A 13,257-nucleotide genomic window follows, 5' to 3' on the forward strand; every position below is an offset into this window, starting at 1 on the left:
CGTAAGCTGTACCGGTACCGAAACGCGGCAAGTAGGGCGATAAGGCACGACACCCCTCTCTCCGGGCTGCGGCGCGGACGTCCGGGCGGCGTGTCCGAAATAGTGTGCATTGGGTCTGCGGTGTAGAACGGGAGATGTGACGGCAATGGCTACGGAAACTCCCCAGCTCCACGCAGCATGTGCCGTCCTTGCGCCGGGCAGTCCACGGTGACGGGAAAATCCGCGCGCCCAGGTGAACCGGAGCGCGTCACACTCGACAAGGCCGCCGCGGAGAACTTCCCCGTGGCGCCGTTCTTCCTGCCCAGGGCCTGGCGGACCGACCTCATGGCCGTCTACGGCTTCGCCCGCCTGGTGGACGACATCGGCGACGGCGATCTCGCCCCCGGCGGTGCCGACGCCCGTCTGCTCGGCGTGTCGCCCGAGGAGGCCGAGGACCGCCTCGCGCTCCTCGACGCCTTCGAAGCCGACCTGCACCGGGTCTTCGACGGCACCCCCGGCCACCCTTTGCTGCGCCGCCTGCAGTACACCGTCCGCCGCTGCTCACTGAGCCCCGAGCCGTTCCTCGGCCTGATCGCCGCCAATCGCCAGGACCAGCTCGTCGGGCGGTACGAGACCTACGACGATCTCCTTGCCTACTGCGAACTGTCCGCCAACCCCGTCGGCCGGCTCGTCCTCGCCGTCACCGGCACCGGGACGCCCGAGCGGATCCGCCGTTCCGACGCGGTGTGCACGGCGCTGCAGATCGTCGAGCACCTCCAGGACGTCGCCGAGGACCTCGGCCGTGACCGGATTTATCTGCCCGCGCAGGACATGAAGCGTTTTCACATCCAGGAAACCGATCTGGCGGCAAAAACAGCGGGCGCATCGGTGCGCGCACTGGTTGCATACGAAGCCGAACGTGCTCTGGACCTCCTGAATGAAGGCACCCCCCTGGTGGGTAGCGTCCACGGCAGACTCAAGCTGCTGCTGGCGGGTTTCGTGGCTGGGGGAAGGGCGGCGATCCGTGCGATCGCCGCCGCCGAATACGACGTACTTCCCGGCCCGCCCAAGGCCAGCAAGCTCCAGCTGCTGCGCGAGGTGGGCGTGACTCTGCGAGGAGAGGGGTGATCCGGACCGTGGAGTCTGCACCACACGCGTCCGCACCGGTACTCGCCGCCTACAGCTACTGCGAGGCCGTCACGGGGCAGCAGGCCCGGAACTTCGCCTATGGCATCAGGCTGCTGCCCACGTCCAAGCGCCGCGCGATGTCGGCGCTGTACGCGTTCTCGCGCCGCGTCGACGACATCGGCGACGGCGCCCTGAGCGGCGACGTCAAGATCGCCAGGCTCGAGGACACCCGGAAGCTGCTGACCCGGATCCGCGACGGAGCGGTCGCCGAGGACGACACCGACCCCGTGGCCGTCGCCCTCGCCCACGCCGCCGGGGCCTTCCCGATCCCGCTCGGCGGCCTGGACGAGCTCATCGACGGCGTCCTGATGGACGTACGCGGCGAGACCTACGAGACCTGGGACGACCTGAAGGTCTACTGCCGCTGCGTGGCCGGCGCCATCGGACGGCTCTCGCTCGGCGTGTTCGGCACCGGGCCCGGTGTGCGCGGCGCCGAGCGCGCCCCCGAGTACGCCGACACGCTCGGGCTGGCCCTCCAGCTCACCAACATCCTGCGGGACGTCCGCGAGGACGCCGTGGGCGGACGCACCTATCTGCCCTCCGACGACCTGGCGAAGTTCGGCTGCTCGGCCGGCTTCAGCGGGCCGACCCCACCGGAGGGCTCCGACTTCGCGGGCCTCGTGCACTTCGAGGTGCGTCGGGCCCGCGCCCTGTTCGCCGAGGGCTACCGGCTGCTCCCCATGCTGGACCGGCGCAGCGGCGCCTGTGTCGCCGCGATGGCCGGCATCTACCTGCGCCTCCTCGACCGCATCGAGCGCGACCCGGAGGCCGTGCTGCGCGGCCGGGTCTCGCTGCCCGGCCGCGAGAAGGCCTACGTCGCCGTGCGGGGTCTGTCCGGTCTGGACGCCCGGCATGCGACCCGCCGAACCGTCACCCGTGCCGTCAGGAGGCGCGCCTGATGGACATTCCGGTCCAAGGTGATGCCACCGGCGAAAAGTGGCGGGCAACCCTCCGCTGCCGAGGCGCGTCCCTGACTGAGACGACCGGCCGTGCACCGTTCAAGCACCTGCACGGCGGTCGGTCAGGGGAGGGTGCACGATGACCGACGGCACGCCGCCACAAGGGTCGCTCGCCGACGTCCCGTCAGGCTCGGGGAAGGACGCCGTCGTGATCGGCGGCGGGCTCGCCGGTATCACCGCCGCGCTCGCCCTCGCCGACGCCGGAGTGCGCGTCACCTTGATCGAGGGCAGGCCGAGACTCGGTGGCCTGGCCTTCTCCTTCCAGCGCGGCGACCTGGTCGTCGACAACGGACAGCACGTCTATCTGCGCTGCTGCACCGCCTACCGCTGGTTCCTCGACCGGATCGAGGGCACGGCGCTGGCACCGCTGCAGGACCGCCTCGACGTGCCCGTGGTCGACGTCGCGCGGCCCGAGGGGCGGCGCCTGGGCAGGCTGCGGCGCGACGCGCTGCCCGTACCCCTGCACCTGGGCCGGAGCCTGGCGACGTATCCGCATCTGTCGCTCGCCGATCGTGCCAAGGTCGGGCGTGCCGCGCTCGCGCTCAAGGGGCTCGACCTCGCCGATCCGACCCTGGACACCCAGGACTTCGGCAGCTGGCTGACCTCGCACGGTCAGTCGGCGCGTGCCGTCGAGGCCCTGTGGGACCTGGTCGGGGTCGCCACGCTCAACGCGGTCGCGGGCGACGCCTCGCTGGGGCTCGCCGCGATGGTGTTCAAGACCGGTCTGCTGTCCGACCCGGGCGCGGCCGACATCGGGTGGGCGCATGTCCCGCTGGGCGAACTGCACGACCGGCTGGCCCGCAAGGCGCTCGACTCCGCGGGCGTTCGTACCGAGGTCCGAACACGAGTCACCTCCATCTCCACTGACGAGAACGGACGTTGGAGCGTTCAGGTTCCCGGCGAGACGCTGCGGGCGGACACCGTCGTGCTCGCCGTTGCCCAGCGTGAGGCCTACGACCTGCTGCCCGAGGGTGCCCTCGACGCGCCCGAACGGCTGCTGGAGATCGGCACCGCGCCGATCCTGAACGTGCATGTCGTGTACGACCGCCAGGTGCTCAGCCGGCCGTTCTTCGCGGCGCTCGGCACCCCGGTGCAATGGGTGTTCGACCGCACCGCCGCCTCCGGGCTGCGCGGCGGCCAGTACCTCGCCCTGTCCCAGTCGGCCGCGCAGGACGAGATCGACGCACCCGTCGCCGCGCTGCGCGAGCGGTATCTGCCCGAGCTGGAGCGGCTGTTGCCCAAGGCACGAGGCGCGCAGGTGAAGGACTTCTTCGTGACCAGGGAGCGCACGGCGACGTTCGCTCCCGCTCCAGGCGTCGGGCGGCTGCGGCCCGGCGCTCGTACCAAGGCACCCGGTCTGTATCTGGCCGGAGCGTGGACCGCCACAGGGTGGCCCGCGACCATGGAGAGTGCGGTCCGCAGTGGCGTGAGTGCGGCCGGCGCCGCGCTGAGCGCCCTGGGCCGGCCCCGCCCCAGCCACCTCTTCGACGTAGAGGAGGCGGCGTGATGCTGAACCAGCACACGGCGGCAGGCCCCCGCACCCCCGGTACCGCAACAAGAGGAGAGAACGTGCCCACTGTGCCCCCGGCCTCGAAGGCCGCTCGAGAGACCGCGGTCGACGTGACCGCGCTCCTGGAGCGCGGTAGGACCCTGGCCACGCCGGTACTGCGGGCGGCGATCGACCGCCTGGCCCCTCCCATGGACACCGTCTCCGCCTACCACTTCGGCTGGATCGACGCCGACGGCAACCCCACGGCCGGCGACGGCGGCAAGGCCGTGCGCCCGGCCCTCGCGGTGCTCTCCGCCGAGGTCACGGGCGCCGCGCCCGAGGCCGGCATCCCCGGCGCCGTCGCAGTCGAACTGGTCCACAACTTCTCGCTGCTGCACGACGACCTGATGGACGGCGACGAACAGCGCCGCCACCGAGACACCGTCTGGAAGGTGCACGGGCCCGCGCAGGCCATCCTCGTCGGCGACGCCATGTTCGCGCTCGCCAACGAGGTCCTGCTGGAGCTCGGCACCGTCGAGGCCGGCCGCGCCACCCGCCGCCTGACCACCGCCACCCGCGCCCTCATCGACGGCCAGGCGCAGGACATCTCCTACGAGCACCGTGACCGCGTCAGCGTCGAGGAGTGCCTGGAGATGGAGGGCAACAAGACCGGTGCCCTGCTCGCCTGCGCCAGCTCCATCGGCGCCGTGCTCGGCGGCGCGGACGACCGCACCGCCGACATCCTGGAGAAGTACGGCTACCACCTGGGCCTCGCCTTCCAGGCCGTAGACGACCTCCTCGGCATCTGGGGCGACCCCGTCTCCACCGGCAAGCAGACCTGGAGCGACCTGCGCCAGCGCAAGAAGTCCCTGCCGGTCGTGGCCGCGCTCGCGGCGGGCGGTTCCGCCTCCGAGGAGCTCGGCGAGATCCTCGCCGCCGACGCCAAGAGCAGCGACTTCGAGAACTTCTCCGAGGAGGAGTTCGCCGCCCGCGCCGCCCTCATCGAGGAGGCGGGCGGCCGCGAGTGGACCGCCGACGAGGCACGCCGTCAGCACGCCATCGCCGTCGAGGCCCTCGACGCCGTCGACATGCCCGACCGGGTGCGGGAGCAGTTCACGGCACTCGCCGACTTCGTCGTCGTACGAAAGAGATGAGCACCACCGGGCGAAAAGAGATGATCAGTATCGGTCGAATAACCCTCGCTTAGTCGCCGGCCGGTGCAGCGTGAACCAGCGCACCGGCCGACGGCGGACCCACAGCAGACGCACTTCCAGTAGCACTGCACGAAGGGGAAGCCATGACAGCGACGACCGACGGAAGCACCGGGGCACTGCCACCCCGGGCAGCCGCGGCCAGCGACACCGACAGCGAAACCCCCGTGGCGGCCGGGGTCCACGAAGCCGCCGTACGCGCCGCCCGGCGCGCCACCGACTTCCTGCTGGCGAAGCAGGACGCCCAGGGCTGGTGGAAGGGCGACCTCGAGACGAACGTCACCATGGACGCCGAGGACCTGCTGCTCCGTCAGTTCCTGGGCATCCGCGACGAGAAGACCACGCAGGCCGCCGCGCTCTTCATCCGGGGCGAGCAGCGTGAGGACGGCACCTGGGGCACCTTCTACGGCGCTCCCGGCGAACTCTCCGCCACCATCGAGGCCTACGTCGCCCTCCGCCTGGCCGGCGACGCGCCCGACGCCCCGCACATGGCGACAGCCTCCGCCTGGATCCGCGAGCAGGGCGGCATCGCCGCCTCCCGTGTGTTCACCCGGATCTGGCTGGCCCTGTTCGGCTGGTGGAAGTGGGAGGACCTGCCCGAACTCCCGCCGGAGCTCATCTACTTCCCCAAGTGGGTACCGCTCAACATCTACGACTTCGGCTGCTGGGCCCGGCAGACCATCGTCCCGCTGACCGTCGTCTCCGCGAAGCGCCCGGTACGGCCCGCGCCCTTCCCGCTCGACGAACTGCACACCGACCCGGACCGCCCCAACCCGCCCAAGCCCCTTGCTCCGGCGGCCAGTTGGGACGGCGCCTTCCAGCGGCTCGACAAAGCGCTGCACCAGCTGCGGAAGGTCGCCCCGCGCAGGCTGCGCAGAGCCGCCATGAACAGCGCCGCCCGCTGGATCATCGAGCGGCAGGAGAACGACGGCTGCTGGGGAGGCATCCAGCCGCCGGCGGTGTACTCGATCATCGCCCTGTCCCTGCTCGGCTACGACCTCCAACACCCCGTGATGCGGGAGGGGCTGGCGTCGCTGGACCGTTTCGCCGTCTGGCGCGAGGACGGGGCCCGGATGATCGAGGCCTGCCAGTCGCCGGTCTGGGACACCTGCCTCGCGACCATCGCGCTGGCCGACGCGGGTGTGCCCGCCGACCATCCGCAGCTCGTCAAGGCCGCCGACTGGATGCTGGGCGAGGAGATCGTCCGGCCCGGTGACTGGGCGGTCAAGCGGCCCCAACTGCCGCCGGGTGGCTGGGCGTTCGAGTTCCACAACGACAACTACCCCGACATCGACGACACGGCGGAAGTAGTCCTCGCGCTGCGCCGGGTCAGGCACCACGACCCGGAGCGGATGGAGCGGGCGATCGGCCGCGGCGTGCGCTGGAACCTCGGGATGCAGTCGAGGAACGGGGCGTGGGGCGCCTTCGACGTCGACAACACCAGCCCGTTCCCCAACCGGCTGCCGTTCTGCGACTTCGGCGAGGTCATCGACCCACCGTCGGCGGACGTCACGGCCCACGTGGTGGAGATGCTGGCCGTCGAGGGCCTCGCCCACGACCCGCGCACCCGGCGCGGCATCCAGTGGCTGCTCGCCGAGCAGGAGCCGGACGGCTCGTGGTTCGGGCGCTGGGGCGTGAACTACGTCTACGGCACCGGATCCGTCGTACCCGCCCTGGTGGCGGCCGGCTTCCCGGGCTCGCACCCGGCGATCCGCCGCGCGGTGAGCTGGCTGGAGTCCGTCCAGAACGACGACGGCGGCTGGGGCGAGGACCTGCGCTCCTACAGGGACGTCAAGGAGTGGAGCGGCAAGGGCGCCTCCACGGCCTCGCAGACCGCATGGGCGCTGATGGCGCTGCTGGCGGCGGGGGAGAAGGACTCCAAGGCCGTCGAGCGCGGCGTCGAGTGGCTCGCGGCGACCCAGCGCGAGGACGGCTCCTGGGACGAGCCCTACTTCACCGGAACCGGCTTCCCCTGGGACTTCTCGATCAACTACCACCTCTACCGGCAGGTCTTCCCGCTCACCGCACTCGGCCGGTACGTCCACGGGGAGCCCTTCGCCGACAAGCCCGAGCCTTCCCTCGCCGAGGCCAAGGTGAGCTGATGAGCCCACAGCCCGCCCCGGCCCCGCTACTGATCGCCTGCGCGCTCGGCATCGAGCACTTCGCCCTGCGCACGAGCGATCGCGGCGGAGCCGGCGGGCCGGTCACCGTACTGCGGACCGGCATGGGCCCCCGGGCGGCGGAGCGCTCCGTCACCCGGATCCTGGGTGACCCGGCCCTCAGCGGCGCCGCCGTGCTCGCCACCGGGTTCTGTGCGGGACTCGCGCCCGGAATGCATCCCGGCGATCTGGTCGTCGCCGAGGAGACCCGGGATCCGGGTGGAACCATTCCGTGCGTCGGGACCGACCTACTCGTCAAAGAGCTCGCGCGGACCATTCCCGGCCGCACCGTCCACACCGGACCCCTCACCGGCTCCGATCACATCATCCGTGGTCAGGAACGGTCCGATCTGCTCTCGACCGGCGCAATCGCGGTCGACATGGAATCGGCGGCCACGCTCCTGAGCGCGGTGCGCGCGGGCGAGCGCCCGGTTGCGGCCGTCCGGGTGGTCGTGGACGCTCCAGAACATGAACTCGTCCGGATCGGCACGTTGCGCGGTGGAATATCGGCTTTCCGCGTCCTTCGTTCCGTTCTACCCGCATTCTTTGAATGGCACCGTTCTTTGCTGCTCCCCAGGAGGTGAGCCAGATGGCCATGCCGCTGCGTCAGTCCATCAAGGTCGCTACTTACTTGGCCGAACAGAAGCTCCGCAGGCGGGACAAGTTTCCGCTGATCGTCGAGCTTGAACCGCTCTTCGCCTGCAACCTCAAGTGCGAGGGCTGCGGCAAGATCCAGCACCCGGCCGGGGTGCTCAAGCAGCGCATGCCGGTGGCCCAGGCCGTGGGCGCGGTGCTCGAGTCCGGTGCGCCGATGGTGTCCATCGCGGGCGGTGAGCCCCTGATGCATCCGCAGATCGACGAGATCGTGCGGCAGCTGGTGGCCAAGCGGAAGTACGTCTTCCTGTGCACCAACGCCCTGCTGATGCGCAAGAAGATGGAAAAGTTCAAGCCCTCGCCCTACTTCGCCTTCGCCGTGCACATCGACGGCCTGCGCGAGCGCCACGACGAGTCCGTGGCGAAGGAGGGTGTGTTCGACGAGGCGGTGGAGGCGATCAAGGAGGCCAAGCGGCGCGGCTTCCGGGTCACCACCAACTCGACCTTCTTCAACACCGACACCCCGCAGACCATCATCGAGGTGCTCAACTTCCTCAACGACGACCTCAAGGTCGACGAAATGATGATCTCGCCCGCCTACGCCTACGAGAAGGCCCCCGACCAGGAACACTTCCTGGGCGTCGAGCAGACCCGCGAGCTGTTCAAGAAGGCCTTCGCGGGCGGCAACCGCCGCAAGTGGCGGCTGAACCATTCGCCGCTGTTCCTCGACTTCCTCGAGGGCAAGGTCGACTTCCCGTGCACCGCCTGGGCGATCCCGAACTACTCGCTGTTCGGCTGGCAGCGCCCCTGCTACCTGATGAGCGACGGGTACGTCCCGACGTACCGCGAGCTGATCGAGGAGACCGACTGGGACAAGTACGGCCGTGGCAAGGACCCGCGCTGCGCCAACTGCATGGCGCACTGCGGCTACGAGCCCACCGCCGTCCTCGCCACCATGGGCTCGCTCAAGGAGTCGCTGCGCGCCATGCGCGAGACGGTCTCCGGAAACCGGGAGTGACGCCATGACCGCCATCTCCTTGGGCGTCCCCGAGGTACCCCTCCGGCCGATCGCCGAGCGGCGAGTGTCGCGGCAGATCCAGGTCGGTCCGGTGGCGGTCGGGGGCGGTGCCCCTGTGTCGGTGCAGTCGATGACGACGACGCGTACGTCGGACATCGGCGCCACTCTCCAGCAGATCGCGGAGCTCACTGCCTCCGGCTGTCAGATCGTGCGCGTGGCGTGTCCGACGCAGGACGACGCGGACGCGCTCGCGACGATCGCCCGTAAGTCCCAGATCCCGGTGATCGCGGACATCCACTTCCAGCCGAAGTACGTGTTCGCCGCGATCGAGGCCGGCTGCGCGGCCGTACGGGTCAATCCCGGCAACATCAAGCAGTTCGACGACAAGATCAAGGAGATCGCGCGGGCGGCCAAGGACCACGGCACGCCGATCCGCATCGGCGTGAACGCCGGGTCGCTCGACAAGCGGCTGCTGCAGAAGTACGGCAAGGCGACGCCGGAGGCCCTGGTCGAGTCGGCGCTGTGGGAGGCGTCGCTCTTCGAGGAGCACGATTTCCGGGACATCAAGATCTCGGTCAAGCACAACGACCCGGTCGTGATGGTCGAGGCCTACAAGCAGCTCGCGGCCCAGTGCGACTACCCCCTCCACCTCGGTGTGACGGAGGCGGGCCCGGCCTTCCAGGGCACGATCAAGTCGGCCGTCGCCTTCGGCGCCCTGCTCTCCCAGGGCATCGGGGACACCATCCGGGTCTCCTTGTCGGCCCCGCCGGCCGAGGAGGTCAAGGTGGGCATCCAGATCCTGGAGTCCCTGAATCTCCGGCAGCGGCGCCTGGAGATCGTCTCCTGCCCGTCCTGCGGCCGCGCCCAGGTCGACGTCTACAAGCTGGCCGACGAGGTCACGGCGGGCCTGGAGGGCATGGAGGTGCCGTTGCGTGTCGCCGTCATGGGATGTGTGGTGAACGGCCCCGGTGAGGCGCGGGAGGCGGACCTGGGGGTTGCCTCCGGCAACGGCAAGGGCCAGATCTTCGTCAAGGGCGAGGTCATCAAGACCGTCCCCGAGTCCAGGATCGTCGAGACCCTGATCGAAGAGGCGATGAAGATCGCCGAGCAGATGGAACAGGACGGGGACGCCACGGGCGCCTCCATCGTCACGGGGAAACCAGAAGTGACTGTGAGCTGAAGCCAGGCACGGACCGAGAGGGGGCCCGAGCGTGACGATTTTGGAGAGCATCCGGGGACCACGCGACCTGAAGGCGCTGTCCGAGGCGGAACTCGGTGAACTGTCCGACGAGATCAGGGAGTTCCTGGTGCACGCGGTCGCCAGGACCGGTGGACATCTCGGACCCAATCTGGGGGTGGTGGAACTCTCCATCGCGCTCCACCGGGTCTTCGAGTCGCCGGTCGACCGCATCGTCTGGGACACCGGTCATCAGAGCTACGTGCACAAGCTTTTGACGGGGCGCCAGGACTTCTCCAAGCTGCGCGGCAAGGGCGGCCTGTCCGGCTACCCGTCGCGGGAGGAGTCCGAGCACGACATCGTCGAGAACAGCCACGCCTCCACCGCGCTCGGCTGGGCCGACGGGCTCGCCAAGGCGCGCCAGGTCCAGGGCGAGAAGGGGCACGTCGTCGCGGTGATCGGCGACGGCGCGCTGACCGGCGGCATGGCCTGGGAGGCGCTCAACAACATCGCGGCCGCCAAGGACCGGCCCCTGATCATCGTCGTCAACGACAACGAGCGCTCGTACGCGCCCACCATCGGGGGCCTGGCCAACCACCTGGCCACCCTGCGCACGACCGACAGCTACGAGAGGGTCCTGGCCTGGGGCAAGGACGTACTGCTGCGGACACCGCTGGTGGGCAACACGGTCTACGAGTCGCTGCACGGCGCGAAGAAGGGCTTCAAGGACGCCTTTGCGCCGCAGGGCATGTTCGAGGACCTGGGTCTGAAGTACGTCGGACCGATCGACGGGCACGACATCGGCGCCGTCGAGTCCGCGCTGCGGCGGGCCAAGCGCTTCCACGGGCCGGTGCTGATCCACTGCCTCACGGAGAAGGGGCGTGGCTATGAACCAGCCGTCGCCCACGAGGAGGACCACTTCCACACCGTCGGCGTGATGGACCCGCTGACCTGCGAGCCGCTCGCGCCGTCCAACGGCCCGTCCTGGACGTCGGTGTTCGGCGACGAGATCGTGCGGATCGGGGAGGAACGCGAGGACGTCGTGGCGATCACGGCGGCCATGCTGCATCCCGTCGGGCTCGGCAGGTTCGCGGAGCGGTTCCCGGACCGGGTCTGGGACGTCGGGATCGCCGAGCAGCACGCGGCCGTGTCGGCGGCGGGGCTCGCGACGGGCGGGGTGCATCCGGTCGTCGCCATCTACGCCACCTTCCTGAACCGTGCCTTCGACCAGTTGCTGATGGACGTCGCGCTGCACGGGTGCGGGGTGACCTTCGTGCTGGACCGGGCCGGCGTCACGGGTGCCGACGGGCCCTCCCACAACGGCATGTGGGACCTGTCGATCCTCCAGGTCGTGCCCGGCCTCAGGATCGCCGCGCCGCGCGACGCCGACCAGCTGCGGGCGCAGTTGCGGGAGGCGGTGGCCGTCGACGACGCGCCCACGCTGGTGCGGTTCCCCAAGGAGTCGGTCGGACCGTCGATCCCGGCGGTGGACCGGGTGGGCGGCCTGGACGTGCTGCACCAGGACGCGGGTGAGCCGGAGGTCCTCCTGGTCGCCGTCGGCGTGATGGCGCCGGTGTGCCTCCAGGCCGCCGAACTGCTCCAGGCGCGCGGGATCAACTGCACCGTCGTCGACCCACGGTGGGTCAAGCCGGTCGACCCCGCACTCCCGCCGCTCGCCGCCGAACACCGGTTGGTGGCCGTCGTCGAGGACAACAGCCGCTCGTCCGGGGTCGGCTCCGCGGTGGCGCTCGCGCTGGGCGACGCCGAAGTCGACGTACCCGTACGGCGGTTCGGCATCCCGGAGCAGTTCCTCGCGCACGCCAAGCGGAGCGAGGTGCTCGCCGACATCGGGCTCACGCCCGTGGAGGTCGCCGGACGGATCAGCGCGAGCCTCGCCCTGAAGGAGGCCGAGGGCGGCCACGACGGTCGTAACGGCCGCGATCAGGGTCGTGCCGGCGGCCATGAAGGCCGTGCCGTCGTGCCGGTCAAGAAGAAGGCCGTCAAGGAGAAAGCCCTCAAGGAGAAAGCCGAATGACCACCGAGTTCGACCTCGGCAGACTCCTCGCCGAGCGCGGAGCCGAGCGCTACGAGCTGCACACCAGGCACCTCAACCACCAGCTGCCGCGCATGCTGCACACCATCGGCTTCGACAAGGTCTACGAGCGGGCCGAGGGCGCCTACTTCTGGGACGCGGACGGTGACGACCACCTGGACATGCTCGCCGGGTTCGGAGTGATGGGCCTGGGGCGCCACCACCCCGTCGTCCGCAAGGCGCTGCACGACGTCCTCGACGCCCAGCTCGCCGACCTCACCCGCTTCGACTGCCAGCCGCTGCCGGGTCTGCTGGCCGAGAAGCTGCTCGCACACAGCCCGCACCTGGACCGCGTCTTCTTCGGCAACAGCGGTACGGAGGCGGTGGAGACCGCGCTGAAGTTCGCGCGGTTCGTCACCGGCAGGCCGCGGATCCTGTACTGCGACCACGCCTTCCACGGGCTGACCACCGGCTCGCTGTCGGTCAACGGCGAGTCCGGCTTCCGGGACGGCTTCGCCCCGCTGCTGCCCGACACGGCCGTACCGCTCGGTGATCTCGACGCCCTGGCGAGGGAGTTGAAGAAGGGCGACGTAGCCGCCCTGATCGTCGAGCCGATCCAGGGCAAGGGCGTGCACGAGGCCCCGAGCGGCTATCTGCGGGCCGCCCAGGAACTGCTGCACAAGCACAAGGCGCTGCTCATCGCCGACGAGGTGCAGACGGGACTGGGCCGCACCGGGGACTTCTACGCCTACCAGCACGAGGACGGTGTGGAGCCGGACCTGGTGTGTGTGGCCAAGGCGCTCTCCGGCGGATATGTGCCGGTGGGCGCCACCCTCGGCAAGGACTGGATCTTCAAGAAGGTCTACTCGTCCATGGACCGCGTGCTGGTCCACTCGGCGAGCTTCGGTTCGAACGCACAGGCCATGGCCGCGGGGCTCGCCGTGCTGTCCGTCATCGAGGACGAGCAGATCGTCGCGAACGCGCGGGCGACGGGGGAGCAGCTGAGGTCCCGGCTCGCGGCACTGACCGACAAGTACGAACTGCTCGCCGACGTCCGCGGCCGGGGCCTGATGATCGGCATCGAGTTCGGCAGGCCCGACTCGCTGAAGCTGCGCAGCCGTTGGACCATGCTGCAGGCCGCGCGCAAGGGCCTGTTCGCGCAGATGGTCGTCGTACCGCTGCTGCGGCGGCACCGGATCCTCACCCAGGTCTCCGGGGACCACCTGGAGGTGATCAAGCTGATCCCGCCGCTCATCATCGGCGAGCGCGAGGTGGACCGGTTCGTCGACGCCTTCACGGACGTGATGGATGATGCCCACAGTGGGGGCGGGCTGATGTGGGACTTCGGCAAGACGCTGATCAAGCAGGCGGTCGCCAACCGCTGACATCCGGGGCCGCGAGCGCTTTTGCCTCTGAGGCAAGAAGTTTGCCGCAGAGGCAAATGTCCGGCT

11 protein-coding genes are annotated in these 13,257 nt (G+C 70.0%); all 11 read left to right on the forward strand.

The features are described 5' to 3' along the window. The first annotated feature begins 177 nt into the window (after window positions 1-177). The 11 genes from hpnC to ACWGDB_RS03880 all read left to right on the forward strand — a co-directional run bounded on the left by hpnC (window position 178) and on the right by ACWGDB_RS03880 (window position 13,191). Window positions 178-1,107 carry a squalene synthase HpnC gene (hpnC, locus tag ACWGDB_RS03830; RefSeq protein ID WP_453820938.1) on the forward strand — a complete coding sequence of 310 codons (930 nt, stop codon included), beginning with the start codon at window positions 178-180 and terminating at the stop codon, window positions 1,105-1,107. Continuing rightward, a complete protein-coding gene (gene hpnD, locus ACWGDB_RS03835) occupies window positions 1,104-2,066 on the forward strand; it encodes a presqualene diphosphate synthase HpnD (RefSeq protein WP_453820939.1) in 963 nt (320 codons plus the stop codon). Before hpnC ends, hpnD begins: the two co-directional genes overlap by 4 nt. Then, window positions 2,066-2,209 (forward strand): DUF6380 family protein, encoded by a 144-nt coding sequence (locus ACWGDB_RS03840; protein WP_383600427.1) that lies wholly within the window; start codon window positions 2,066-2,068, stop codon window positions 2,207-2,209. The genes hpnD and ACWGDB_RS03840 overlap by 1 nt, the downstream gene beginning before the upstream one ends. Further along, window positions 2,206-3,633, forward strand: a complete 1,428-nt coding sequence (gene hpnE / locus ACWGDB_RS03845; RefSeq protein ID WP_453820940.1) for a hydroxysqualene dehydroxylase HpnE — start codon at window positions 2,206-2,208, stop codon at window positions 3,631-3,633. The genes ACWGDB_RS03840 and hpnE overlap by 4 nt, the downstream gene beginning before the upstream one ends. A gap of 71 nt (window positions 3,634-3,704) precedes the next feature. Next, the gene (locus tag ACWGDB_RS03850) at window positions 3,705-4,769 is read left to right on the forward strand and encodes a polyprenyl synthetase family protein (protein WP_453821077.1); all 1,065 of its coding nucleotides are present in this window, start codon (window positions 3,705-3,707) and stop codon (window positions 4,767-4,769) included. A gap of 143 nt (window positions 4,770-4,912) precedes the next feature. Continuing rightward, a complete protein-coding gene (gene shc, locus ACWGDB_RS03855; protein ID WP_453820941.1) occupies window positions 4,913-6,928 on the forward strand; it encodes a squalene--hopene cyclase in 2,016 nt (671 codons plus the stop codon). After that, window positions 6,928-7,569: a phosphorylase family protein gene (locus ACWGDB_RS03860; RefSeq protein ID WP_453820942.1), complete on the forward strand. Its 642-nt coding sequence runs from the start codon at window positions 6,928-6,930 to the stop codon at window positions 7,567-7,569. Before shc ends, ACWGDB_RS03860 begins: the two co-directional genes overlap by 1 nt. Before the next feature lie 5 nt (window positions 7,570-7,574). Continuing rightward, on the forward strand, window positions 7,575-8,597 hold the full coding sequence (gene hpnH / locus ACWGDB_RS03865) for an adenosyl-hopene transferase HpnH (protein ID WP_369274759.1): 1,023 nt from the start codon (window positions 7,575-7,577) through the stop codon (window positions 8,595-8,597). Between the two features lie 4 nt (window positions 8,598-8,601). Then, window positions 8,602-9,777, forward strand: a complete 1,176-nt coding sequence (ispG, locus tag ACWGDB_RS03870; RefSeq protein ID WP_453820943.1) for a flavodoxin-dependent (E)-4-hydroxy-3-methylbut-2-enyl-diphosphate synthase — start codon at window positions 8,602-8,604, stop codon at window positions 9,775-9,777. Between the two features lie 31 nt (window positions 9,778-9,808). Continuing rightward, window positions 9,809-11,809: a 1-deoxy-D-xylulose-5-phosphate synthase gene (gene dxs / locus ACWGDB_RS03875; protein ID WP_453820944.1), complete on the forward strand. Its 2,001-nt coding sequence runs from the start codon at window positions 9,809-9,811 to the stop codon at window positions 11,807-11,809. Beyond that, on the forward strand, window positions 11,806-13,191 hold the full coding sequence (locus tag ACWGDB_RS03880; RefSeq protein WP_453820945.1) for an aspartate aminotransferase family protein: 1,386 nt from the start codon (window positions 11,806-11,808) through the stop codon (window positions 13,189-13,191). Before dxs ends, ACWGDB_RS03880 begins: the two co-directional genes overlap by 4 nt. Window positions 13,192-13,257: the final 66 nt, after the last annotated feature.

The organism is Streptomyces sp. NPDC055013 (genome assembly GCF_053608645.1).